Raw genomic sequence first — 26,299 nt, forward strand, 5'->3', positions numbered from 1 at the left:
GATAATTAAGGTAACTTTAAATTCCTGCAATCGAATGTGTAAAGTACGCTGATGGAGGTCTCATAATGCCATCACACATAAAATTTAGAGAGAAGTACAACGAGACGCAGTCGCGGCTTATTACCTATCTCAGAAAAGGGCTCGAATCAGGAAGACATTACTTCAAGTCCAAGTACATTGCGAAAGACCTGGGGCTGTCTTCCAAAGAGGTGGGGACCAACATGGCAATTCTTGCAGATATCTGTCAGGAACTTACCATAGTCAAGTGGAGCTATTCAAACAGCACCACCTGGATGGTATCCCCGGTAAAGAATTAAATCCTTTTTTCCCGTACGCATAAGTATGAAGGAGATCATTTCATTTGAATCAGAACTGGAATTTGTCGGGGACATTAATGAGTTTAAAGATTGCCTGATGTCACAGGACAATACCCAGCAAGATCCGAAGGTTCTCTGGTTTAACATCGATGTTCCGAAAGGACATGGACTTCAGCCAGGTGACCGGGTAAAGATCACGGTAGAAAAAGTCTGAAATTCTAAAAGGGGCGCGTGGAAAATACACGCTATCCCAAATCCTTTTTTTATAACCGGGCGAACATTACGCTTCGTGAGTTCTTTTTACAAGTTCTTCTTTCATCTTCTCACGGTTTGATTTCCGGATAAGATAATACGCAATACCCAGGGATAAAATCAGGAATCCGAGACCTATGAGGTGCATATCGCTCACTTCAGAATCGAGTAGGATGACTTTTCGTGCAACGGCTGTCATCGCTACCATGACGATCACTTCAACATGAATAACTTTATCGCGAAGATAGGTCAGGATTGACTCAAAAAACTCAATTCCGATGAGTACCAGGAGGAAGTATCCGAATATCTGGATTATTTCATAACTCTCCAGGATAAATCCGCCATCATCGACAAGAGACCAGAATACAGTAATCCCAAGATTAATGACCGAAACGACGAGAACGATGCCAAGCAGGATAAGAAGGACCAGGTACATGATCCGATGAAAGGTTTTGATGGAGTCAATCATTTCACACAGATTGTTTTTCAAGGCAATGAACTATACCAGCCAAAAAAATTTTATTTTTCCTTCATAAAGAAGGCCGCAATGATCCCGATGAAGGCCAGCACAGCAACAACCGGAAACACCCCAAGATAGGAACCGGTTGCATCACGGATGTATCCGGCTATCTGTGGTCCTGCTATTGCCCCTGCTCCATAGGCAAGAAAGATGACACCATAACATCGCGGATAGTCTCCGGTTCCGAAGAACCGGGCGGTCGATGCCGGAGCAATTGCAAGCCAGCCCCCAAGACATCCCCATAACAAGGCAAAGGCAATGATATAGACCGGAACTGACGGGATGGATGCAAGGAGTATAGACGCTCCTCCAATGAGAAGAAACGAAACGATTGCCGTATTCCGGGGATTTATCTTATCGGTCAGGGCACCGAAGACAGGTCTCCCTCCACCATTAAAGATGGCAAAGAACCCGACAAGCATGGTCCCGAGTGCTGCCTCTATCCCGACCACCTCTGAACCGACCGGTTTTGATATGGATATCGCCATAAGACCGGCAAGGCAGCCGATAAAATAGCAGATCCAGAGAGCATAAAATCGTCCTGACCTGACCATCTCCGGCAGGGTTATCGAACATGAGGACCCGGCGGTGGCGGCAGAACCAGTAAATCCCTTCGGAGTCCAGCCAGAGGGAGGGAATCTGAACGGTATGGCCAGGAAAAGAGTCAGGATGACAAATACGATGCCAAATATCCTGAACGTTCCCATGACTCCGGTCATCCCAATAAGCAGCCCTGCCAGATTTGCGGTTATGAATGCGGAAAACCCGAATCCCAGCAGGACAAGTCCAACTGCAAATCCCCGCCGATCAGGAAACCACCTGGCAGCAACTGCAACCGGGGCACCATAGGCAATTCCCACGCCAAGTCCGCCAATGACGCCGTATAGGATGTAGAGCATAAGAACCGACGTGGAAAATGACGCCAGAATCCACCCAAGCCCGGTCAGAATTCCGCCGGCCATGATGATCTTCCGGGGACCAGAGATATCAAGATACTTTCCGGTCAGCGGCATTGCTATCGCAAAACATGCCAGGAAGACCGAAAAGGGCATGAGTATCTCACTTGCTGTCACCGCCTGCCCGAGGGTTTTTGTGAAATATTCGGTCAGCGGTCCGACAAATACAGACCATGAGTATACCGTTCCCAAACAGAGATTGATAACCATCCCGAGAAAAACCAGGATCCATCTGCCTTTCTCTGCTTCCATTCCCCATATACGAGTATTACCAGTATCAGTCATCTTTGATTCATCAGTCATTTTTTACCTCTTGTCCTGCTTACTCCTCCAGCGTGGAGGTATCACCAAGATCCATGTTCATCTCCTTTGCTTTGAGGATTCTTCGCATAATTTTCCCGCTTCTTGTGCGGGGGAGAGAATCGACAAATTCTATCGAGGCTGGCATGGCAATCGGCCCGATACTCATCCTCACATGATAGGTCAGTTCAGACACAAGCTTCTGACTTGGCTCATACCCCTTGACCAGAATGACAAATGCCTTTACCGCCTGGCCCTTGATCTCATCCGGAACACCGATAACCGCCGCTTCTGCTACTGCCTCATGCTCTACCAGAGCTGATTCGACCTCTGCGGTCCCAAGATTATGACCAGCTACGATGATGATATCATCAGACCTGCCCAGGATCATGATGTACCCGTCATTATCCTTGACAGCCAGGTCTCCTGCGGTGTAATAATTTCGTATCTGATTCCAGTACTTGCGATACCGTTCGTCATTCCGGTATACGGTCCTCATCATAGACGGCCAGGGTTTTTTAATGACCAGAAGACCACCCTGCCCTGGTGGCATACTGTTCCCGTCTTTGTCCACGACATCAACCTCAATCCCCGGAACCGGAAGCCCGGCAAACCCTGGTTTCATCGGTTCACCAAGGGGGGTTGTGATCATGTGCATTCCGGTCTCGGTCTGCCACCAGGTATCAAGGACTGGTATCCGGTTCTTTCCAATGACACGGTAATACCACTCAAATGCCTCCGGGTTGAGGGGCTCACCCACTGATCCGATGATCCGGAGCGAGTCAAGGTTGTACTTATTCGGCCATTCCTCCCCGACCCGCATAAACATCCGGATTGCTGTTGGTGCCGTGTAAAATATCGTAACGCCAAGCTCTTCGATGATACTCCACCAGATGCCAGGATCAGGCCAGTCAGGAGTCGTTTCGGTAATGACCACCGTAGCCCCGGCAGAGAGAGGGCCATAAACGATGTAACTGTGTCCGGTAATCCAGCCGGTATCTGCCGTGCACCACAGGACGTCATTCTCCTTCAGGTCGAAGATATACCGGGCGGTATAATGAACTCCGGTCGCATACCCGCCACAGGTATGGACAATCCCTTTCGGCATCCCGGTTGTCCCGCTGGTATAGAGGATAAAGAGTGGATCTTCTGCATCCATCTCTTCAGGTGGGCAGTCAGTCTCCACACCATCAAGAAGGCTATAAAAATCCTCCTCCATCTCAGAGTACAACTCTACCGAACATTTCTCCCGACAGAGGACGATGACCTTCTCAACACTTGGTGTGTTCCGGATGGCATCATCAACGATGCTCCGAAGGGAGATGACCTTACCCCGGCGTTTCCCGACATCTGCCGTGATAACCACTTTTGCCTCTGCATCACGAATACGGGCATGGAGTGCTTCGGCTCCGAACCCGGCATATACAATAGAATGAACCGCACCAATCCGGGCACAGGCTAATAGTGCGATGATATGCTCAGGGACCAGCGGCATGTAAAAACAGATACGATCTCCTTTCTTCACACCAAGCCTTTTCAGAGCATTTGCAAACCGCATGACATCACGGTGCAACTGCCGGTAGGTGTACACCCGCTCTTCGCCATCCTCACCCCGCCAGATGAGGGCCAGTTTATTTCTTCTCCCGGCCTTAATGTGCCGGTCAAGACAACTGGTAGTGATATTCAGGGTCCCGCCAGAAAACCATCGGGCATAGGGATAATCCCACTCCAGGACCTTGTCCCAGGGTTTCATCCATTCAATCTCCCTTGCCATCCGGTCCCAGAAACCTTCCGGATTTTTCAAAAACTCCTGATAGGCATTATGATAATCGCCCAGGTGTGACTGGGCCTTGTACTCCGGATCAGGGAGATATGATTTCGTATGTAAAATGACCTCAAAATCTTCGGACATTATCCTACTCCACGTAGTATGAAACCTGATTGTTCGTCGTTCATTCCAGGGTACCTCTTAATCGTGCCGGTACATGTTCTCGAGAGTATGCTAAGCATCTGAAAATAGAAGGTTTGCGAATGAATTAATTTTTTGCATTGGTAGTACAGATACGTTGTACATTAGAATATGAAAAATCAGGCTTTATTTTAATTAATTGAGATAAATATGTAATAATATTATCATGATAAGAAGGAATTGAGAGTGCTTCCTCCTGAACAGATTTATCAGGGAGTAAACCGGATGATTATGTACGACATTTTCATCCCAGATACCGGGGCAGACAGGAGAAGAAAGATGATTGGAGATTACGAGGAGATCCAAACTATAAAAGAATTATTGCATGGTTCTCCACAAGGGCTGTCAATAACCGATATTTCAAAACAGTTACATCTGCACCGGACCACTGCAGCAAAATATCTGGATATGCTTCAGATGAAAGGAGATGTCGATCTCCGGATCATGGGAACCTCAAAGGTATACCACCCATCCAGGCGGGTGCCTGCTTCAGTGCTTCGCAGTTTTTATGACGGCCCGTTCATCCTTTTCACAACCAGACTCACCGTCAAGGATTTCTCATCAGACCTTGCAGCATATGGAATTGAAGGGGATATCACCGGAGTGGAGCTCACCGACAAGGAATTATCTCCCTTGTATGATGAAGCGATGACTGAATTATGCAAGCGGGCGGTCCTTGGATCTTTTGCAGAGATAGATATCACAACTCCTGATAAGAAAGACCAGAAAAATCTCCATATCCGGATCATCCCGGTGGTTTTTGATGACGGACGGGCTGGCTGTGCTTTCCTGATTCAGGATGTCACCGATCTTGCCCAAGCTCGAAAGGAGGTTGAGATCTGTGAGAAGGAATTGAAGATTGTTTCTGAAGATCTGAACGAATTTGTCTTCAGCTGTACTCCTGAGGGAATTCTCAAAAGGGTGAATCATCCCTTCTGTGTCAGGATGGATAGAAAGCCGGAAGAACTTCTTGGATTCCCCTATGAACCGGTTATATCTCACGAGGATCTTGAGCGGCTCTCAAAGATGAAACAGGAGATTACACCAACCAATCCGTCCCAGACCATCTCATTTAAGGCAATACAACCGGATGGGATGATGGCCTTTGAAGAATGGACCTACCGTGGCATTTTCACGCAGGATGGAAAGCTCTCCGGATATCTTGCCGTGGGCCATGATATCTCACGGGAAAAACACCTCGAAGAACAACTCAATACATTCCATGCCAGTTTTGAGGCCCTGGTAAAACAACGAACCAAGGAGATGCGGCAGGCAAACCAGGATCTGATGAAGGAGATAGCACGAAGAGAACGGATAGAACGTGAACTACTCATCATCGAGGCTGCATTTAACCATGCTTCCGATTCAATACTTCTCTTTGAACGATCCGGGAGACTCTGGAGGGCCAATGAGACCAGTTGCAGACTGCTTGGATATTCAAAGGACGAGATAGCAGCAATATCGGTCTTTGATATCAACCAGGAGATTACTCCGGAGATCTGGGAAGAGATGTGGGAGCAGGCAGAGCAGGAACCGGGGATATCGCGGGTGACTTCAACCCATGTCCGGAGGGATGGGACTATCATTCCGGTTGAGGTCTCCCGGACATTTTTCACCGCCGGCCCGATGACGCTGTTTTGTTCTATTGCAAGAGAGATCAGGTGATGGGTCCCTCCACCGATCAATATCGTTAACTGACTGCATAGCTCATTCTGAAGTAGCCAGATGATACGCATTCTCCTGGTTGACGATGAACCAGATCTCCTTGATCTCGAACGGCGCATTCTCGAGCAGAAATATGGTTTTTATACCATAACTGCCGAATCAGGAAAAGAAGCCCTGGAGATATTTCAGAGTCAGCAGGTGGACGCGATCATATCTGATTATTCCATGCCACAGATGGATGGGATCACCCTTCTTCGAAAGATTCGGGAGATTGATACTGCAATTCCCTTTATCCTCTTTACTATCAGGGAGAAGGAGGATATCGCAATCGAAGCGATGAACAGCGGAGCGAACTTTTATGTGCAGAAAGAGAACCTCCCCCAGGTTGTCTTTGCCGAACTGGCCCATGATGTCACAAAAGCCGTTGAACTCTTCAGAGCAGAGAAAAATCTGAAGATACAGCGTGATCTAGCTCTTGCCAATGCGAATGCCAAAAGCCTTGAAGAGACGCTTCTTATCTGCACCCGTGCCATCCTCGATGTCTCCGGGATGGAGGGTGTTGCAATCTATCTCTTTGAAGAGAAAAATCTGAACGTTGCAATCATCAGCGGTTCTTCTGAACACTATTCCAGTAAACGGGTCCAGTCAGAGGTACAGCAGATGCTTCATTCGGTCATTCAGCAGAAGACTCCGATCTTCCGTGATGAAGAGGATATTCGGGCAGTCACTCCCATCCTGTTTGAGAGTGAGGGTATCCGCTCTGATGGAATATTCGGAATGAGTCATCATGGGAAGACCATTGGCGGTGTGCATATCTTCACATCATCTCCGCTTAAGACCTATGGCCTCTCTCTTCAGCGATTTATCACCGATATCGTCGTGCAGGTATCCGGGTATATATCGGACCGGCTCGCAGAAGAGGCACTTCGGACCAGTGAGAACCGGATGAAGGCCATGATCCGGAATCTTCCCGGTATGGTGTATCAGGGGCATATTGATGAAGAACGGACCATGGAGTTTGTCAGCGAGGCTGTCTTTAATCTGACCGGGTACTACCCCAGGGATATTATGCATAACGCCGTTCGCTCATGGGGCTCCTTTATCAATCCTCAGGACCGGGTCAGGATCCTTGAGGTCATCACCCGGGCGGTCCAGAAGAATGTGCGATTCAGACTCACATACCGGATTACGACTAGGGATAACAAGTACCGGTGGGTATCTGAGCAGGGGACCGGTATCGTAGATGCTGATGGAAACCTTGCGGGAATAGAAGGGATCATTATGGACATCACCAGACAGAAAGCTCTTGATGACCAGGTCCGGATGTTCCATACCAGGCTGAAAACACTTTTTATGCTGATGGCTGCAGGATGTCTTATCTTTAAAAGTGACGGGACCATCAGGAATACCATACTTGTTGATCTGAATAGTGCTGCAGAAAAGACTGAGCAAAAAAAGAAGACTGAATTGATAGGTATCACATTTCAGGGATTATTTAAAAAGGCTGATCCTGAATTGCTGGAAGCTATCACCGGGATGCTTGAGGATAAGAAATCCCGTACTCTGCAGAAATGTGCTATCACCTACCCGTACGGGAAGCGGTATTTTGATATCTTTCTCAGCAGTTCTCCGGTGGGTTATGAACGAACTGACCTTGAAATATTTCTAATCTATAATGATGTAACAAACCGGGTACTGACCGAGCAGCAGATCATCACATCTCTCCATGAAAAGGAACTTCTGCTCAAGGAAGTGCACCACCGGGTAAAAAATAACCTGCAGATAATCTCCGGGATTTTAAAACTCCAGTCTATGAGAATCCAGGATCCCCGGGCAGCGGAGATCATCCAGGAGTGTCGGAACCAGGTCTATACCATGGCATCCATACATGAGCTCTTATATAACTCAAAAGATATTGGTAAGATACAGGTAGAAGAATATATAAGCAGACTGGTTGATCATTTTAAACAGGAATATGAGGGGATATCTGCACGGCTGAACCTTCGTGTCTCGGTTGATGCCGATATTGTGCTGGACATTGAGCGGTGTATACCATGCGGATTGATTCTGAATGAACTTATCATGAATGCAGTGAAATATGCATTTCAACCGGATGGGGAAGGGGAGATCAGAATTTCATTTACCCAGGATGCATCCTCGTATCGCTTACAGGTATCAGATGATGGACAGGGCCTTCCAAAGGATTTCGATGCCAGAAAAAGCCAGTCCCTTGGCATGGAACTGACCTCCCAGCTGACCCACCAGTTACGGGGAAAACTCGAGATTAGCAGTGAGAAAGGGGCGACATTCACGATAACATTTCCAAAGACGGAGGAAGGCAGGATAAAAACATGAGTCAGCGGCGTATCCTGATCGTTGAAGATGAGGCAGTAACTTCAGTGATGCTGGAGAAAACCCTGAAAGAACTGGGGTATGAAGTGGTAGGCAGTGCCTTTGACGGCAGGGAAGCTATCGAGATCGCACGGGAAAAACGTCCGGATCTGATCCTCATGGATATCCGTATCCAGGGAGACATGGACGGTATTGAGACTGCTAAACAGATTTACCAGCAATTTAATATTCCGAGTATATACCTGACCGCCCATTCTGATGAAGATACTATTAAAAGAGCGGTTGAGTCCGGACCGTTCGGATATCTGATAAAGCCATTCAAAGAGCGGGAACTCTACAGCAATATTGAGATGGTTGCGCACAAGCATAAACTCTATCGGACGACCACTGCCAGAAATGAGCCTGAAGAGCCAACACAGGTTCCGGAGAGGAGGGTGGAAGAGAGAACGCCTCCAGCATCAGCTTCAGCAGCTGCACCCCAGCGACCACCTGATTTACGGCTGGGCATCCTTGCCGTCCAGGCAATTCCCCATCCGATCATCCTGCTGAACACGAATGGGACTATTGCCTTTACCAATACGGCATTCAGGAATTTTTTCCGGATGGTATCGGGAAGTTATGATTCGACTGCATCAAGTATAGAGGACCTGCCTGACCTCTGTAAAAAGATCTGGATATCTGGAAAGGACCGGTTCAAAGAGGGGAAGGGATTTTCAATCACCGGACCGGTTCAGGTGAAAGGGACACCACGCCGGTACCGCGTCGATATGCTTCCGATTGTTGAAAAAGGAGTACTTCATTTTATCGTTGCTATCATCCTCCCAGGTGAGAACAGCACCGGGACCGGGCCTGGTCTTTCAGACTCCTCAGGAAACCTCCTCGAAGAGGTGATTGATACCATGAAAGAGATCAGATTTCTTGCCTCATCTGAGGAGACCTACCGGCTTCATCAGATCGTGGCACGGGCAGATAATGTGTTGAAAAACCTGGGCGAGATAAAACAGATCTCGTATCCAGGACAGACCGAGAAGAAAAGTGGTCAGATACTGACCGGATAATCATTGAGGATCTTGGCCGGCAGTCTCATCCTGATATGCCATGAGGACTGGGGATAATGCTCCTCAAGAATAAGAAGTGAACACCGGTCCAGATTACCAAAGTGTTCACGGTCGAACTTTGTCTCAGCAGCCTTGTAAAAGGTCATGATTTTTTTGACCGCGTCGGTCACATCCTCACCGACGATGATCTTACCAAGTTTATCTCCTATTTCAAAGGGAATTGCGATCTCATACTCCTCCAACCAGAGAATGCTCTTGTCAACCTCAAAGAACTCTTTTCCGATTATAATGTAATGGAACTCGATATCAAGTTCAGGTTCATGCGGACCGGTTCGTGCCAGCATATTATATAAAAAATCCAGAAGAACCCGTTTATTCGAGATGAGATCTGATGAGATGGCTTCTTTTGAGAGACGGCGGGCCATGTCAGGAATGATCTGTTCCCGGTCGATCATCATGAGAAACTGCTCCTGTGACCTGATAGTATTGGCCATAACCTTCAGTGTCAGGAACTGTTCCCGAAGTGTTGACCCGGCGGTTCGGCCTATGTTGACTGCCATACTGCAGAGATATTTCTTCCTTCATAAAAGATATTAGCATCGGATCATAAAATATGGAATATAATTTAGAGTTAGATATATAGCAACATAGAGTTTAATATTTAAAGCAATGCACGAAATCGAAAACATTGAACCTGAAATAGAGACCATCTGAAAAACGGATTTATTAGAAAGAAGGTACCAGAGCTCAGGACATATCCATCTCATCAAGGAATGGAAGGAGTCCGATAACCCGTGGTTTATCTCCGGCCTGTTCAATCCTTACAATGGTCACTCCCAAGGGGATTGAGCTGAGAGCATCATTGAATGAAGGATTCATCTCCCGTTGAATCTCAAGGAAAAGCGGGAGCGGAATAAATGGGCGTTCATGTTCCTCAAATTTCCCATACTCTCTTAAATCCTTCTCATAGGTTGAGTTATATGCCAGGTCTTTCTCAAAATAAACAATTATTTCACACGGTTCCCGGACTGATATCTGCTCCAAGGCCCTGATATCTGCTACCATACCAGTACTCAGGCTGGATAGGACAACAGGGAACGCGGGTATTTTGTCTTTCATTATCCGACTCCCTGGGTATGAATCGCTTCTATTACCCGTTCCAGAACTTCACGACGTTTTTTGGACTCTTTTTTCATATCACGGAGAGCTGAGACCATCTCTTCCTGCATCTTCAGACTCCGTTTCTGGAGCTTAATCATCTCTTTCAGATACTCAAGCCCCAGTTCTGACCGGTGAAACATCTCTTTTTGAAAGTCACCAAAATGGGGTTCAAAGTGATCGAATGTTCCTTCACTGGCTGACTCCGTGACGCTGAGAGAATCAATCCGGATGAGGGGCTCATCCTCTGCTTTAAGATCCTCACAAAAGCGGGCTAGACCTTCTTCTTCACCCTCAGCAACAATCCTGACCGAGCCATCGGAGAGGTTCTCAGCATACCCGAAAACCCCGTGCCGGTTCGCAATCAGTCTGGCAAATCCTCTGAAACCAACCCGTTGTACCCGGCCGGTTACCAGAATAGTATATCGTCTCTGCATAGGCTGTGATTGTCCTATGCTGAGACGGGAAACGGGTTTAAGATTTCGTTTCCTTTTGCCCTGGAAAGAGGAGGTGAAGATCTATCTCAATTCCGATAACAGGCTGATCAATATCAAATTTGTTTAATACGCCGGGGTGGATCTCGCCAAATACACCCATCTTCTTCCCGTCAACCATGATATCAACAGCACGGCCGGGGATGAATGCTGGATCAGCACTCTCCGCCGGCAGATAGGAGATCCCAAGTTCTCTCATTAATGCATCTGTCGTTGCATATGCCTCAGAGAAGTCTGCTCCGGGATGGGTTGACGCAAGGGCTAGTTTCTGGTATGTCTGCATGGAAGAGACAACATCTCCGGTGTGGAATATCCGCTGGGGGAGTTCTCGACGCTTGTTCATCCGAAGCAGATCCAGAAGGAGCGGAAGGAGATCGGTCCTGACCAGCGTCTGCTCTTCAGATATCGGATGCAGGACATGAAGTGCCTTCGGATCAGGCTCCCGCTGCATCCGGGTATACATGACATCCTCATTTGATAATGTGAACGGCATAACCTCCAGATATCCTAATCCAGAGCATATATCCCGGATTGCTGATGCAAGGGCGATAATGGGGTGTTCACATCCGGTTGCAAAGGTTGCCGGAAGCTCTGCCTCAAGGTTACCAAAACCGGCACCGATGGCAACATCCTCATACACATCCCACTCATGCATGATATCTGCCCGGTAGCAGGGTATCCGGATTGATACCGTGGAATCACCGGATTTTTCTGCTCCATATCGCATCTTCTTCAGGATGGTCGCGATCTCATCTGCGGAAAAGGAGGTCCCAAGGAGCTTATTACAGGATGTGACATTGATATTTCGAAGTGCCGGAGAGAGGTCGGGCATGACGACACCGTTCACCGTGACGCTTTCACATCTTCCTCCGGCGGTGATAAGGGTGGTACAGAGGACCCTGAGAGCTGTCATAACTGCACGCTCGTCAGTCCCAGTCACATCAAGGAGGAGGTTTTTCGATGATTCGGTAACCCGGGTTAATTCTCCGTTGATGATCGGAGGGAATGAGAGGACATTGCCGTTTGCATCCTCTATAAGCGGCATGACCGGCTTATCCTTCACGATGTGGGAGTAGTCACGGCCTTTCGGGTGCTCTTCCATGATTTCAGTCAGGGTCATCTCCCGGTCATAATCCAGGGGAATAAAGGATCGGGTCACCGGGGCACCATAATACCGAAATGGCGGGGTCACTTTGTCAAGGTCATGCACGCCTATGGCTACTTTTGCCCGGCCACGGCCAACAACCCAGTGCAGAGCTTCCTGCACGCCCATGAGACTGATGATCGCTTCATTGTCCAGCTGAATATCCCTGATAACCGCTGAACCAATGTATGGTCTGACTTCTTTCAGGTTCTCGTCGACGGAGAATGTAATAGATGAAGGACTGACCGGATAGACTTCTTCTCCGGTCTCAAGTTCAAGGAATCCCCGCATGGCCCGGGCAACTCCTTCGGTTGAGTAGAGATCCACCCGTGACGGAAAAAACTCAACATCCACCTGATCTTCAAGGATACGCTCAATATCTGAACCGATCATGGGAAGATGGTCAATGATGGTCTTTCGGTCAATCCCACACAGGCGTTCAAGATATTTGTACGGAAGTGAAACAACCGGCATCAGCACCGACCTCCCTGAACGACCGGCACATTTCTGACCCAGTCAATATCACTCTGGTAGAGTTCACGAAGGTCAGTAAGCCCCATTCTCAGCATGGCAACTCGTGAGACACCAAGACCCCAGGCCAGAACCGGACAGGTGATCCCCCAGGGTGCGGTGACCTCTTCCCGGAAGATACCGGCTCCTCCAAGCTCTACCCAGCCAAGACCCTCTATATATACCTCAGGTTCAACGCTGGGCTCTGTGTAGGGGAAGTAACCAGGTCTGAACCGGACCGATTCAAATCCCATTCTGCCATAGAACTCTTTCAGGTATCCAAGAAGGTTCCGGAAGTTCACATGAGTGTCCATGACGATTCCCTCCAGTTGTTCAAACTCCGGAAGATGGGTTGGATCGATGGCTTCCCGGCGGTATACCCGACCGATGCAGAAGGCCTTCACTGGTGGCTCCGGGTGTGCAGCGAGGTGTTGAATAGAAAGACTGGTGGTATGAGTCCGAAGCACGGTTGCTTTTGCCTTTTCAGGATCCCATTTTCCGCCCCATCCGGTTGACGAGGTTTCGCCTCCAGATTCATGCATATCACGGACTTTTTCCCAGCCAACCGGGAGCTCCTGCTTCCCGGCAAGATGGAACGTGTCCTGCATCTCTCTGGCCGGATGATCCTGTGGCTGGAAAAGGGCATCAAAATTCCAGAAAGCTCCCTGAATGATGCTGCCATGTAGTTCGGTAAAACCCATATCAAGGAGAATCCGCCGCATCTCATCGATCATCCGCTGGTAGGGATGGATCTTTCCAGGCCAGACCGGGCGGGGGTGCTTGGTGATGTCATACCGGCGAAGGGAGAGATCTTTCCAGGCACCTGAACTGATCTGGTCAGCAGTCAGGGTCCCGGTCTCTTGAGTGAGTGTGATCCCGGCAGCGGCGAGTTTTTTTCCCTCATCGGTGATAGTGATCGTATACCGGACTGACTCTTCTTCGGTAACAAGGCCACGTTTGAGAAGATCCTTCTTGATGTCAGCTGGAGCAGCATCCGGGTTTTTCAGAGCGAGCTCAATCGGAGACGGAGCAGGATCACCGGTCTTGATGACATTTCCAGCTTCTATTTTCACCCAGCCAAGCCGTTTCATCCAGCCAAGACCGATCTTTGCATGGGGATGGGTATTAAGGTCAGCTATGGATGCAGATTCTGAAAAACTGTCATAGAGCTGCCGTTCAGGAAGTCCCTCTTTCAGGTACTGAGTTCCTTCCTCGGTCAGAGTAAGTGTCGTTGTGACCGCACGATCAACCTGTGCAAGGCCTTTCTGGGACAAGAGTCCTCCATATTGAATGACTGAATCAGCAGGCCGGTCAAGGATTGTTCCCATCTCTTCCGGAGTCGTGGTTTCGGTCTTCACCAGCTCAAGAAGCAGACGTTTCTCGTTCAGGGTTAATTGCATGATATCTCCACATGTGATCCAATTGTCAGTTTCTGTGTATGGATTGGAGTTTGAGTTTTTTGTATGTGCTGCATGAATATATCTCCTGATAACCTATGCTAACAGTAATCGATTATTACAGGGGCCCGGTTTAGTCCAGACCCCTATCTAAACGAAAAGAATGAGCAGGAAAAGAATGGAGAGAATGATCCAATAGTGCTCATGAAAGTCTGGTATAGTGTTTCCTGTGATTAGTATTTATAGGATGGGGATCTGAAGAAGAAGAAAATTTCATGTCTCAAATATATCCGGATCAAGCTTTGCCTGCTTCAAAATCGAGATTAAGGTCCCTTTTTTAAGTTAATTATGAAGGGGACAGCAAATGATTGACCTTCTCGCTGTAAAACCGCATGATCACCACCTATTCGTCGAACAACTGCTCCATGATGGCAGAGAGTTTTAATCAATTCCTTTCCGGATATGACAGGGAGTTTATGAGACATGTGCTATCTCTATCCGGGCAATCTGAGTCGTTGATAGAGCGAGCTTATCTTTTAAATCATCCTGAAGTACATCGAGAAGGAGTTCAATTGCCTCTTTAATATTATCAAGCGCCTGGTCTACAGTTTCTCACTGGCTTATCGCTCCAGGTAATTCAAGACATAGTACGGTGTATCCATCTTCTTCCTGAGGCATTATGAGAATTGTGTATTGCATAACACTAATAATAATCGCATTTTCAATAGAATATTGATATCTCTCATCTCTATGACAAAACGGAATAACATTTTTGTTGATACGAGAACTCCCTATGCCCTTTTTAATGAGAATGATATCGACCATTCATCATTTTCATATCACAACGTGGTAATACCACTCTGAAAAGAGATACCACATGGAAAAAACGGACTTCACCGGCTCTTTAGATACCTGGTGACAGGATGAGTTGGGAACGAGAAAGAAGCTAATTTTTTGCGAAACGAGGGATTACCACCTTATGGGCCGGTTCCTTCGGCAATCAATTTCACATAATCTCTGTAGAGATATTTCCTGTTCCGCTTCCATCCGGTAACCTCTTTTACTATACCAGCCTCTTCAAATTTACGGACCAAATTGTTTGCAGTCTGTATTGAAACACCGCAATGGGTGCTGATATCAGTACTGGTAACCATTGTCTTCATAAACAGAAGTTCTATCATCCGGGCACCATGAATACCGCCGATATTCTCGTAAATTACCCGTTTCACCAGTTCCCTCTCCAGTGTTATTATCTTCTTTACTAAATGGTGCGAATCAGTGGAGACTTCAATAACTCCCTGCAGAAAAAACTTCACCCATCCCTCCAGATCCCCATTTTTTTCCAGTGAAAATAAACGATCATAATATTCCGACCGGTTCCGTTTCAGGTAATAACTAAGGTTAAGTGTGGGTTTTGCAAGAACCTGTCTCCAACAGAGGTACAGGCTGATGAGGAGGCGGCCGATTCTCCCATTTCCATCCAAGAAGGGGTGAATCATCTTAAATTGTCCATGAATGAGAGCTGATACAATTAACGGAGGAATGGTTTTTTCTTCTGCGATAAAATTTTCCAGGTTATTCAGAAGAAATCTGACATTTTCCTGTGGTGGTGGAATATACCGGGCTTTATAGAGTGAGTCTCCTCCAATCTGGTTTTGTATGGGCCGAATCATCCCTGGCAGTGCCTTTGATCCCCGAACCTTCGTAAGGAGGATCCGATGAAGATCACAGAGTAGTGAGAGTGTAATTGGTTCATTTTTCACCCGTTCGAAACCGGTCTGTAAAGCCTTCATATAATTCGTAACTTCCCGGATCTGGTTTGGGTCATCATCAAAAGATACATCAGCCTCATATGCGAGAATCCCATAAAATGTTGCGACCGTCCCCTCAATCTGGGCACTTTGCAATGCTTCTTTCCTGGCAAGCATCCAAATAAAGTGATCCGGGTTTGGGAGCATATCAACCATGACATCAAGTCCCGATAATGCCCGATCTGCTTCAGAAAGCATGAGGTGCATGGAGTCATCATATTGAATATCAGGTGAGTACGGAAGACATGCAGGAATAAACGCGGTATACCCTTCAATCTGCTCTTCATATCTGCCGGTATTATAATGCATGTATAGCCACCCAGTTTGTGAGCAGATCCTTTCACATACACCCATGTTAGGAATTATATGAAGCCTGCCTTTCATATAATGAGATCATACGAGTATGTGAAACCTTCCTTTCATACGTCCTCCCCAGGATTGGGATCTCAGGATACCAGAAACATTATTGAGATCTTACAGTGTTTCCCGTCATGATCCTAAAAGCCATGATCAGAACCATGATCTTTCAAGTGGTAAGCAAGTCATTGATATGATCTCCGGGTTCCGGAACCCCTCAGTGATTCATGATTTCAAAATGCCGATAAATGTGGAGTTTGTGACCACTATACCGTAGAATGATTCATTGTTTCCAAATAAGGATGAATAATCCTGAACAAGGAAAATACAACAAAAAACAGATAAAAGGTTCCCTTTGAAAGAAGGGGAGTATAGGAAATTATTAACAACTCTTTTCCGATCGTATCTGATCTGCTGCAACCGCCATCTTCTCCCTGAACTCATCCAGGAATGCCAAAACCCTCGCTGCACTATCTTTCTTACATTGCCCGCACATGAGTTCTCCGGCCATGCATTTCCGACGGATTTCAGCAAGCTCTGCATCATCAGATACCATATGAAACAGATTTAAAAGAAACACCGGACACTTGTCTGCCTCCCCTCCCAGCTCTTTCTGTTCCTGGAGTGTCATCCGGCCACCGGTCAGGGCTGCCATGATCTTTCTGGTGACTGTCTTGTCATCCTCATAAAACCCGATGATACTCTCCGGAATACTGGATGACATCTTCCCACCGGTCAGACCGGGCATGAACCGGTGAAAGGTTGCGGACGGAGTGACAAACCCATATCCCCCATGGGTTCGCTCTATTGCCCTGACGGTCTTTTTCACAACATCAAGGGGAACATTGAAGATATCTATATGACCCTCGTACCGCTTAGAACCCCTGAATGCTTTATGAATCGCTTCCATCGCCTCTTCTGGGGCTTCTTTTGACCGGACACTGACATGGGTGTCCCGATCTTCGACGGTGAACATCCGAAGTTTATGAGCTACTCCTCTTGTCAGACGGATATGCGGATCCTGGTCAAGCCCCACCGGCACGATGGTCGGGGCCGGCTCTTCATTGACCTGCGGATGGAGAATATCTGCAACCTGGGTTAAGACACTCATGGCATGACCGATATCGGTATCAGGAGTAAAGCCATAAATTGCAGAGAGTTCAGAAAAATTCACCTTTGCTGATGCTTCAAATGCCAGATCCTGCACGACCCGGTTCGAGCTCTGCTCATAGGTTTCCCCATGATACCCAAGAGCATAGAGGCAGGAGAGGTATTCATCGCCATATTTCCGGCACTGTTCCCAGGTGAGGTTTCGTACTGCATGGGCCTCCCGGTCTGCGATGCAGATATAACCCCGTCCTCCCTGCTGCACATGCCAGACCACTTCCTTCATGACCATCAAATGTCCGAGATGCGGGTGACCGGACGGCATAAACCCGGTCATCACATTAAACGGTTCATTGGTCCTGATTGCATTCGCTATCTGATGATAATCGCGGTGGCCGAAGACGATCCCCCGTCTGATAAAATCGGGAGTCTCGGGAAGAAGATCAATGACGGTCTCGATCCGTTCAATTCCAAACTCGGCATGCAGACGCTCGATATCTACAGACTGGTCTGATGCCCAGGGATTTACAACTTCAGTCTTCATGGTTCTAGAGTTTTATCCTGGCAAATTCTGTAAAGACAATGCCCTCATCATGTATACCGGCAAATAACATCTTCTTTTTGACACTGTGAGCCATCCGGACTGAACGGGATATACTATTCATCGGGAGTGTCTCCAAGGGCCCTATCGCCTGGACCAGCATCTCTGAGTGGATTTTTCTTCCAGAATATACCCTGAAATGATGGCCGAATTTATACCCGGTCTTGGGGATATACTGGAGTTCACGTAAATAGCGGTATACCGTGATCTTTTTATCCAGCTCTGGGTCTGAATCCTGGATACGGGCACAATATTCTTCGGCAGTAAGCGTAGCCTCGCCCAGCTGAATGGTGACAAGACCCTGTTCTATCAGGTATGCAGCTTCAACGGTTGAGAGAACTATCCGTGAATCATCCAGCCGTTTTCCGTAAAATGCCTGATCATATCCAAGGTCTGCTCCTGCGTTAATGATAACCGATATACTGGAGAGGAGGCCGGGTGCAGGTTTTGGGTCCGGAGTTACCTCAAGTCCGGGGAGTTTCTGGAGTTTTACTTCATAGTATGTTATCTCAAACTCGTCATCAACTACCGCAAGGACATGCTGTTTTCTCATATTAAGGGTAGTCCTGACTTCGCCCTGGACAACGGAAAAGTCGATCAGATCACGTTCAGAGAGCACGCGGACCATATACTGGGACTCTCCTTTTCCTGGTTTTTCTCCCCGCTTAAATACCCTGAAGTCATGAGGGCCGGTCTGAACCACATATCCCCGCTCCCTGATATCCCGGTACACCAGGAACGATCTGATCATATGGGCGTTATCTGAAAACCTGACCAGAAGCGTGTCAAAATCATATCCGGGGATCTCGATTCTCCCCCGGTACACGAGATAGAGTGCTTCTACCGGAGAGAGCCGAAGCCCGTCCTTTTGTGGTCTGCCAAATCCGCTCTGCTCATAAAGGGCATATCCTTCTGACCCCAGCAGGACTTTGTCTTCTTCTATCCGTGCCTTCACGCCTTAAGATTTAGGCGTCGTCCATCATAAAACAGCCCCGGATACCGGATTGGAATGAGTCAGATTATTGAGAAATAAACTTCATGATGCTATATATAAGTGGTGAAATATTCAAAGAGACAAATATCAGTATCCAGGGATGAACTGGAAAACAGACCGAACAGGAAGAAAAGCAATACTGATGTGAGCAGTGAGAATGAAAAGAGGGTCAGGACTAGATAGACTCTGCGTTCCGACGATGCAGGCTGCTTATCTCATCCCGAAGTGACGTAACATCTGAAGGACGATGAGAATCCCTGATATCAACCCGGTCTGATCCTTCTGGGATGAACATGGCATCCATCAGCATCTCCACCCCGTCATACAGGATGGTGAATAGTTCACGAAAGGGAACACCCGTGATGAACACCGACTTGAACCGATCACAGGTCGGAAAGATCTTCCGAATCTCATGAGCCTCGCTGATGTGTGAACCGATGATTCTCTCAGGACTGGTCCCGATATCTCCAAAAACAAGTCAAAAATTTCAGGAAATAGGATTCGGACACAACGGGGAACATATCATATCGTTTTTGCAGAGAGGATAATTGTATTTCTGGTAAATCGGTAAGAATATGTGAATATTCATACGCGGATCGTCTCCTGGGTTAAGGTTGTTTTTTTTACCCAGCATACTATAGAGATATTGAGGAAGTTCGCGTACATGACGAACGAACACGGGTATAAAACAAAAGAACATCTAAACCTGACCGGAGAATCCGATCTTACCATCGAAGTTGTTATCCTGCTCATTTTCGGGATATTCATGCTTATTTTCGGCCTTCTGCTCTTTCAGATTCACACCGGTGCTCTTCCCTATGCACCGGACAGCACATATGGATTATTTGTATTGCTAATTGCATTTCAGATTGTCACGATGGGAAAAACGCCTTTTGGTGATCTCAAACGGTCCTGGCTTCTGATACTTATCGGCATTATCGTTGCGATCCTGGGAATGGCTGCTGCTTTTGTCCCGGGATATCTTTCTGACCATATCAGGCTCATCGTCGGAGGGGTTCTGTTTCTCGGTGGTGTAGCTCTTTTCCTCCAACTCTTCGTGAGGGAAGACAAAGCCCGGACCTGGAGGCATGTATCCGGAGTACTTCAGCATCTGATCCTTGCCTGTGGGCTGGTGTATATCTTATCATGCATATGTGGCCTGATTACTCTTATCCCCGGAATTACGACGGATAATCAGACTGCAGTCATTTTAATTCTGTTTGCTCTGTGTCTTTTTTACCTTTCATGGTGCATTCAGAAGGTTGCACGAGAGTACCCTTCGAAAAAGCAGGATGTAGAACATGAATCCGCGGAAAGTGCAGCACAAAAGACAAAAGGGATATGGCTGGTTCTGAAAGAGTCATCTATCTCACTCTCTCTCGGGGTCCTTCTTCTGGTTGCAACACTGCTGACCCTTCTTGGGTTGGTTTTGATCCCGGTAAACCTTGGGGCACTCCCGTTTTCACAGGACGGACTGCTTGGGATGCTTCTGGTCGTGTTTGCTATTCAGATGATGGCTCTTGGAGAAACCCCGCTCGGGGCATATAAGCGCTCCTGGCTGATGACCATCTTTGGAATGACATTCGCAACTCTTGGTATTATATCCTGTATTGTTCCCGGGTTACTGACCGGTTTTCTTCAATTACTCCTAGGTCTGTTAAATATCATCGGTGGTGTTGTCCTGCTCATCGGCCGGTATTACCCGCTTCTTAAGGCAATGCGAAACCCTTCGGATCATCAGAAGCAGCCCCCGATACTGAAAAAAATGAATATTACCCAGACCATACTGAATTTTGTATCCATAGCATTTGGTACATCAATGCTCATTCCGGGTATCATGCCAGGACTCATCAATGCCGTGATTATCGTAATAAACGGACTGCTCCTCTTTGTTCTTGCAGGTTTCATCAGGAAGATTGAAATCCTCTATCCGATGTAGAGGGAAAAACAATAGCATTTTTTTGAGTACGAGTGAAAAACATATACCATCTCACCGTATGGAGTTGAGAGATAACCCGTAAATTTTGAAGAAGACTTTTATCCTATTCACTCTAATGTTCAAATATTATCGAAATGTGTACGCCATGATTTAGAGGGATAGAATGAAAAAGATATCATTGAAACCAATTTTCAGGATGATTGTCGCTCTTTTATTTGTAGGTCTGGCAATCTCCTTCTTTCCGGTGTCAGCGGCCATATTTATTGAAGATGGGACCGAACTGGATGAGTCTGCATTGATCGCATATCTCAAAGAACCTGCCCCTGAATTTGAAACTCCGCTCGTGATCTACTTTTATGATCCCAACTGTGGTGGCTGTATGCAGGTCCGTGACTTCTGGGATACGTACCTGAAAGAAAACCCTGATGTCATACTTGAACAGGTCAACCTGGAGGAAGGCCCTGAACAGATGGATCAGTTTAAGCAATTTGCCGAGACCTATCACCGGGAAAAAGCCTTTATTCCCCTTGCATATATCGGCCCGGTCTCTTTGGAAGGGGCAGATGATATAAAAAATTATTTTGATATGGTATACACCTGGTATATGTCCTCATTTAAAGGAGAGTAATTCTCCGGGTCTTTTTTTGTCATTGTGAGTTAAAACGAGAAGCAGGATACTGTGGATACCAATGATATGATAATGGAAGCGCTCATATCATCCATAGGCATATGTTCGAAGAATTTATCAGGGCCAATAAATTTGACCAGGCATATCTCCCGGTCCTGCAGAAAAAACTCTGCTTTGAGGGTGAATGTGCAGGAAACGGGATTCTGAATTACGGAGTCCTCCTGACCCTCGCCACCATCATCTCAACGTATGGGGTCATAGCCGGATCCACTGCCACGGTTATCGGAGCTATGATAATTGCCCCGTTAATGACCCCGATTATGGCAACCACCCTCGCAATTGTTCTTGGAGACACGCACCGTGCCGGACGATCATTTATGATGGTGACGGTCAGTACGGTATTTGTCATCCTCCTTGCAGCCCTGATCACCTGTAGTATCTCTCCTTTGACCATTGATTTCCAGGGAAATCAGGAGATCCTCTCTCGAACCGCACCAGATATGTTTGCCCTCTATGTTGCTCTTGCATCAGGAGCCGCAGGAGCCTTTGCTGTCAGCCGGGAATCAGTCAGTGACTCACTGCCAGGGGTAGCAATAGCCATCTCTCTTGTGCCACCGCTCAGTGTCGTCGGAATCTCACTTTCAAAATTTCAATGGGGAGATGCTATTGGCTCTCTGCTTCTCTTTCTCACGAACCTTTTTGCAATCCTGGTCTCCGGTGGAGCAGTATTCTGGCTTTCAGGCATAAAACCCGGATGGATGGACGAAGAGCGCTCAAAAAAACGGAAACAGGCGTTTTCCATAGCCGTCATCTGTGTAGTCCTGATATCGGTCCCGCTTTTTATATCAGGATATGAGACGTTGGAGCAGGCATATTACTCGAAAGAAGCACAGGAAATTACAAAGAACTGGCTGTATGGATCCGGGTATGAGATAACAGATTTTGATCTCCGCAAACAGAACCTGACCCTGCATATCATCGGAACAGGAGATATGCCTGACCCTGAACTCCTGCACCGGATGTTGGAGGACCATTTTCAAAGACCTATAGCCATTGATCTGCGGGCAATACCAGTGAATATAATTCATTACCCCTCGAAAACTGGGTCGTAGAATGCGGGAGTTTTATCCACTTATCCGGAGTATCATTACCAGAGAGATAGTATGAAAAAGGTAACCGGAGCCATTCTGCAGCGGGATGGAAAAACATACGGGATTATGACCCATACCCCCTCTGGTATAGTAACCCCTGAGGATCTTGAACGTATCGCCGCAGTCGGGAGAAGATTCCACATTCCAATCATGAAAATTACCTCAGGACAGCGGATGATTCTTGCTGGAATACCCGCTGATAATGTTGATTCGGTAATGAAAGAACTTGGAACACTCGGAAGGCCAGACCTTGGGCCAGGTGTGAAATTTGTCCAGGCTTGTCTTGGCATAGAGAGCTGTAAGTGGGGATCACAGGATTCAATTGGCCTTGCAGCCAAAATTGAGGCCTGTGTTCAGGATAAAAAATTCCCGGCAAAAGTTAAGATCGGGGTATCGGGATGTCAACGATGCTGTAGTGAAAGTCATCTCCGTGATATCGGGCTTATCGGAACCACCAGGGGATGGATTGTCCTTTTTGGAGGAAATGGGGGAAAAAAGCCAAGGTTCGCCGACCCGATAGCATATGGTTTGTCTGATAGTGAAGCATGCGATCTGGTTGGACGCCTGCTTGAATTTTATCAAAAAAACGGAGAAACCCAGGAACGGACTGCCCGATTCATGGAACGTATCGGGATCGATACATTAAAGTCAGAGCTGCTCTCTATGATCCCTTACATACATCTGGACAAGGTGTAACCATGATCATAACCGACGTAGCACAGGTTGTTTCAGGACCAAATCCACACCACGTGGATGCCAGAAAGATCTATGACTCTCCGCATGCAATGGCGGTGGTCATCACCCTTAAGCCGGGAGAATCACTGAAAAAACATATTACTCCGGTCGATGTCTTCTTTTATGTCCTTGAAGGGACAGGAATCGTTGAGATTGGAGATGAGCGATCAGAGGTAACAAAGGATATGCTGGTGGAAAGCCCGGCAAGGATTCCTCACCGGTGGATTAACCAGAGTACTGAAATTTTCAGAGTCCTTGTTGTTAAAGTCCCAAAACCAATAGAAGAGACGAAATTACTCTGACCGTACCATCTTTTCAAAGGGTGCAGTATGAACGGCCTGTTATTTCACAATCCTCCATCCACCTTTCGGTACCCGGATCTCAAATAAGGCTCCCTGCCCTTCCTGCCCTCGTTCGATAATAGAAATTCCGGTAAGTGCAAGGATCTCCCGTACTAGAAATAATCCAAGCCCGGTATTATTCCCAAATCCCCGCTCAAAAATTTTTTCTTTACATTCCAGAGGTATACCAACGCCGTCATCGGCATACGTAATAAGGAACTCATCACCGGATCTCTGTGCAGATATATGAATTGAAGTGACCGTTTTTCCATGCCTGATAGAATTATCTATAAGGTTCAGGAATACCCTGGAGAGCATCTGATCTGCATAGAGGTAGACATCAGGAAGATCGAGAATAATCCGAATAGACTCTGGCAGATGAGTTTCTTGAATACAATGTATCAGAGCCTGCCATTCAGGTTCATGCAACCCAAGACCCTCATAGGTTTTGGTAAATTCTATGTGAGACTGGATTTTTTCCGTACATGCCATGATATTCTCAATAAACTCGTCGATTCTCTGATCATGGGCCATAGCCTTCATCGCATCAAGATAGATAAAAATGGCATTAATCTGGTTTAAAATGTCATGGCGGGTAATCGAACTGAGCAGGTTGAGCTGACGGTTTGCCTGAAATAGTGCCTCCTCTGACTTTTTTCGTTCGGTGATATCATGGGCAATTCCTAAAAATGCCTTCGGAGTCCCGTCAGGATTTCTAACCAGAGTTACGCTTGATACATGCCATTTCCATGAACCATCCTTATGCCTGACCCGGTATTCAACCCCTCCCATCTTTTGCCCGGTACTGATTATTGTCTCCAGGAACTGGCTTGTCGCCCCAATATCGTCAGGGTGAACAATATTTGTATATGAACTCCCGATAATCTCCTGTGTATTATGGCCCAGCACATCAGCCCAGTTTGGTGAGATGTACGTAAATACTCCATCGGGGGTAAGTGAGTAGACAATATCATACGCATATTCAACGAACGATCTGAACCGCTCTTCACTTGCCTTTAGCTCCTCTTCTGCAGCTTTCCGATCAGATACATCACGAATTGAAAGAAGATCCGCATCCTGACCCTCATACCGGATCAGTTTCCCGACACATTCAACCCATATCTTCTCTCCATGAATGGTACAGATCTGATACTCTGCAATGAATGGATCGATTCCTTCCCGGACCCGTGAGAGATCCTGAAGAACCTGATCCCGCGATTCCGGGGCGATGAAATCCATAACATTTACACCTGAAAGAAGGGCCGGGTCCGAAACCCCTACAAGGTGGAGTGCAGCTATGTTTGCAAATAAGAGCTTCCCTTCAAAATCAAGAATTACAATTCCTTCAAGTGAATAACTCACCAGTGACCGGTATTTTTCCTCGCTCTCAATCAATGCAGCATATGCTTCTTTCTCTCTGGTAATATCAGTAATAACACCAAAATATTTCAGGTTCCCACCGGTATCTGTAACCGGTCGTGTTGAGGTTCTGACCCAGGATAACGATCCGTCCTTTTTTATAAGTCGCCATTCCAATGGTTTCAATACTCCCTTTTCCATTTCCTCAAACCTCTTCAGAATAGCCGGGCGATCCTCTTCATACACCATATCCAGAAAGAACCTTCCAGCAAGATCAGCAGAGCGGTATCCAAATAACCGCTCACCTGCAGGACTAAAATAGGCGATCTGGCCTTTCGGATTTACAGAAAAGATGACATCGTTAATATTTTCAACAAGCATCCTGAACTTGGATTCACTCAGACGAAGTGCACGCTCTATCTTTTTCCTTCCGGTAATATCCTGGATTATTCCAAAAACGGTATGAGATGCAGGATCATATTCTGCGATAAAATGGACGTCTATAAGGGCATTATCTGTCGGTCTTCGTATTTTACATTCTTCATTTAAGGTTCGTTTTCGAAGAATAAAATCCTGAAGGGATGCACTAAAACGGGACCTGTCTTTTATGAGAAGCACATTGAGGAGGTCATCAATGGTAATCTTTTCAGTATTGCAGCCGATTATCACCTGGGCACCAAGTGATGCTAATATCATTCCTGAATCTGGATCATATGTCCAGTGACCCAGCCCGGCAATATACTCAGCATGGTACAGCTGGGCAATACTTTTCTGTAAAGCCTGTTTTATCTCTCTGCCTTCTATAATGCGATTGATAACATGGATAAGCCGTGTTCGTTCAAACCGGATATCAATATAATCCGTCAGACAGAGATCTGCCCCATACGAGAGGGCATCGTTCGCAATATCCTCTTTTTCTGCTCCTGTGTAGAGGATGAAAGGTAGATCTCCGAATAATTCCCTGACATGATGGAGGAGATCAATACCATTCATCTCTGGAAGATGATATGCCGCGAGAACCCCATCATATGATACGGATTTTAACTTTGAAAGGGTCTCATGATAAGTCAGAGAAAAATCCAAGGATATATTTGGGCTTTGACTCAGGATTTGTATATACCTGCTCAAGGGTCCTTTCCCGTCACCAACACAGAGGAGAGAGATCATACATGCCCGTTGCAATA

Annotated in this window: 23 protein-coding genes; 10 read left to right on the plus strand and 13 right to left on the minus strand. The window is 46.9% G+C overall.

What is annotated here, in order from left to right; all coding sequences use genetic code 11:
* Positions 1 to 65 precede the first annotated feature (65 nt).
* Both MHUN_RS08965 and MHUN_RS08970 read left to right on the plus strand, forming a co-directional pair.
* On the plus strand, positions 66 to 317 hold the full coding sequence (locus tag MHUN_RS08965) for a DUF7123 family protein (protein WP_011448706.1): 252 nt from the start codon (positions 66 to 68) through the stop codon (positions 315 to 317).
* Between the two features lie 25 nt (positions 318 to 342).
* Positions 343 to 531, plus strand: coding sequence for a hypothetical protein (locus MHUN_RS08970; protein ID WP_048067409.1), 189 nt, complete (start codon positions 343 to 345; stop codon positions 529 to 531).
* Positions 532 to 597: 66 nt separating this feature from the next.
* Here MHUN_RS08970 and MHUN_RS08975 read toward each other — a convergent pair whose 3' ends face one another.
* The 3 genes from MHUN_RS08975 to acs are packed head-to-tail and all read right to left on the minus strand — an operon-like array spanning position 598 to position 4,257.
* A complete protein-coding gene (locus MHUN_RS08975; RefSeq protein WP_011448707.1) occupies positions 598 to 1,038 on the minus strand; it encodes a phosphate-starvation-inducible PsiE family protein in 441 nt (146 codons plus the stop codon).
* Positions 1,039 to 1,088: 50 nt separating this feature from the next.
* The gene (locus tag MHUN_RS08980) at positions 1,089 to 2,348 is read right to left on the minus strand and encodes an L-lactate MFS transporter (RefSeq protein WP_011448708.1); all 1,260 of its coding nucleotides are present in this window, start codon (positions 2,346 to 2,348) and stop codon (positions 1,089 to 1,091) included.
* Positions 2,349 to 2,367: 19 nt separating this feature from the next.
* Positions 2,368 to 4,257, minus strand: a complete 1,890-nt coding sequence (acs, locus tag MHUN_RS08985) for an acetate--CoA ligase (RefSeq protein WP_011448709.1) — start codon at positions 4,255 to 4,257, stop codon at positions 2,368 to 2,370.
* A 243-nt stretch (positions 4,258 to 4,500) separates the two neighbouring features.
* On the opposite strand from acs, the gene MHUN_RS08990 reads away from it, so the two are divergent.
* From MHUN_RS08990 to MHUN_RS18285, 3 genes are read left to right on the plus strand one after another with little or no spacing between them, the layout of a single operon-like run.
* Positions 4,501 to 5,979, plus strand: a complete 1,479-nt coding sequence (locus MHUN_RS08990) for a PAS domain-containing protein (protein ID WP_052288868.1) — start codon at positions 4,501 to 4,503, stop codon at positions 5,977 to 5,979.
* A 60-nt stretch (positions 5,980 to 6,039) separates the two neighbouring features.
* Entirely contained in the window at positions 6,040 to 8,334 is a 2,295-nt protein-coding gene (locus tag MHUN_RS17565) for a histidine kinase dimerization/phosphoacceptor domain -containing protein (protein WP_011448711.1), read from the plus strand.
* Positions 8,331 to 9,389 carry a response regulator gene (locus MHUN_RS18285; RefSeq protein ID WP_011448712.1) on the plus strand — a complete coding sequence of 353 codons (1,059 nt, stop codon included), beginning with the start codon at positions 8,331 to 8,333 and terminating at the stop codon, positions 9,387 to 9,389. Before MHUN_RS17565 ends, MHUN_RS18285 begins: the two co-directional genes overlap by 4 nt.
* On the opposite strand, the gene MHUN_RS09005 is transcribed toward MHUN_RS18285, so the two are convergent.
* The 9 genes from MHUN_RS09005 to MHUN_RS09050 all read right to left on the minus strand — a co-directional run bounded on the left by MHUN_RS09005 (position 9,371) and on the right by MHUN_RS09050 (position 19,332).
* On the minus strand, positions 9,371 to 9,949 hold the full coding sequence (locus MHUN_RS09005) for a hypothetical protein (RefSeq protein WP_011448713.1): 579 nt from the start codon (positions 9,947 to 9,949) through the stop codon (positions 9,371 to 9,373). The two genes, MHUN_RS18285 and MHUN_RS09005, sit on opposite strands and share 19 nt — an antisense overlap.
* Before the next feature lie 187 nt (positions 9,950 to 10,136).
* Positions 10,137 to 10,508 carry a hypothetical protein gene (locus MHUN_RS09010; RefSeq protein WP_011448714.1) on the minus strand — a complete coding sequence of 124 codons (372 nt, stop codon included), beginning with the start codon at positions 10,506 to 10,508 and terminating at the stop codon, positions 10,137 to 10,139.
* Positions 10,508 to 10,984 (minus strand): acylphosphatase, encoded by a 477-nt coding sequence (locus MHUN_RS18290; RefSeq protein ID WP_011448715.1) that lies wholly within the window; start codon positions 10,982 to 10,984, stop codon positions 10,508 to 10,510. Before MHUN_RS18290 ends, MHUN_RS09010 begins: the two co-directional genes overlap by 1 nt.
* 37 nt (positions 10,985 to 11,021) lie before the next feature.
* Positions 11,022 to 12,659: a phenylalanine--tRNA ligase subunit beta gene (gene pheT, locus MHUN_RS09020; protein WP_011448716.1), complete on the minus strand. Its 1,638-nt coding sequence runs from the start codon at positions 12,657 to 12,659 to the stop codon at positions 11,022 to 11,024.
* On the minus strand, positions 12,659 to 14,095 hold the full coding sequence (locus MHUN_RS09025) for a phenylalanine--tRNA ligase subunit alpha (RefSeq protein ID WP_011448717.1): 1,437 nt from the start codon (positions 14,093 to 14,095) through the stop codon (positions 12,659 to 12,661). The genes pheT and MHUN_RS09025 overlap by 1 nt, the downstream gene beginning before the upstream one ends.
* Positions 14,096 to 15,069: 974 nt before the next feature.
* Positions 15,070 to 16,212 (minus strand): Fic family protein, encoded by a 1,143-nt coding sequence (locus MHUN_RS09035; RefSeq protein ID WP_011448718.1) that lies wholly within the window; start codon positions 16,210 to 16,212, stop codon positions 15,070 to 15,072.
* Between the two features lie 430 nt (positions 16,213 to 16,642).
* Positions 16,643 to 17,911: a tryptophan--tRNA ligase gene (locus tag MHUN_RS09040; protein ID WP_011448719.1), complete on the minus strand. Its 1,269-nt coding sequence runs from the start codon at positions 17,909 to 17,911 to the stop codon at positions 16,643 to 16,645.
* Between the two features lie 4 nt (positions 17,912 to 17,915).
* Positions 17,916 to 18,923 carry a tRNA-intron lyase gene (gene endA, locus MHUN_RS09045; RefSeq protein WP_011448720.1) on the minus strand — a complete coding sequence of 336 codons (1,008 nt, stop codon included), beginning with the start codon at positions 18,921 to 18,923 and terminating at the stop codon, positions 17,916 to 17,918.
* A 214-nt stretch (positions 18,924 to 19,137) separates the two neighbouring features.
* Entirely contained in the window at positions 19,138 to 19,332 is a 195-nt protein-coding gene (locus MHUN_RS09050; protein ID WP_048067410.1) for a hypothetical protein, read from the minus strand.
* Positions 19,333 to 19,626: 294 nt separating this feature from the next.
* Here MHUN_RS09050 and MHUN_RS09055 point away from each other — a divergent pair, with 294 nt between their 5' ends.
* The 5 genes from MHUN_RS09055 (at position 19,627) to MHUN_RS09075 (ending at position 23,717) form a co-directional block, all read left to right on the plus strand.
* The gene (locus MHUN_RS09055) at positions 19,627 to 20,901 is read left to right on the plus strand and encodes a hypothetical protein (RefSeq protein ID WP_011448721.1); all 1,275 of its coding nucleotides are present in this window, start codon (positions 19,627 to 19,629) and stop codon (positions 20,899 to 20,901) included.
* Positions 20,902 to 21,064: 163 nt separating this feature from the next.
* Positions 21,065 to 21,529, plus strand: a complete 465-nt coding sequence (locus MHUN_RS09060; RefSeq protein WP_011448722.1) for a thioredoxin family protein — start codon at positions 21,065 to 21,067, stop codon at positions 21,527 to 21,529.
* A 101-nt stretch (positions 21,530 to 21,630) separates the two neighbouring features.
* Entirely contained in the window at positions 21,631 to 22,641 is a 1,011-nt protein-coding gene (locus tag MHUN_RS09065; RefSeq protein ID WP_011448723.1) for a TIGR00341 family protein, read from the plus strand.
* Between the two features lie 51 nt (positions 22,642 to 22,692).
* Positions 22,693 to 23,376: an NAD(P)/FAD-dependent oxidoreductase gene (locus MHUN_RS09070; protein ID WP_011448724.1), complete on the plus strand. Its 684-nt coding sequence runs from the start codon at positions 22,693 to 22,695 to the stop codon at positions 23,374 to 23,376.
* 2 nt (positions 23,377 to 23,378) lie between these two features.
* On the plus strand, positions 23,379 to 23,717 hold the full coding sequence (locus tag MHUN_RS09075) for a cupin domain-containing protein (RefSeq protein WP_011448725.1): 339 nt from the start codon (positions 23,379 to 23,381) through the stop codon (positions 23,715 to 23,717).
* 39 nt (positions 23,718 to 23,756) lie between these two features.
* Here the strand turns inward: MHUN_RS09075 and MHUN_RS17575 are convergent, their stop codons facing one another.
* Positions 23,757 to 26,282: a PAS domain S-box protein gene (locus MHUN_RS17575; protein WP_011448726.1), complete on the minus strand. Its 2,526-nt coding sequence runs from the start codon at positions 26,280 to 26,282 to the stop codon at positions 23,757 to 23,759.
* Between the last annotated feature and the right edge of the window lie 17 nt (positions 26,283 to 26,299).

Origin of the sequence: Methanospirillum hungatei JF-1 (assembly GCF_000013445.1) — an archaeon.
In the GTDB taxonomy this organism is placed as follows: Archaea; Halobacteriota; Methanomicrobia; order Methanomicrobiales; family Methanospirillaceae; genus Methanospirillum; species Methanospirillum hungatei.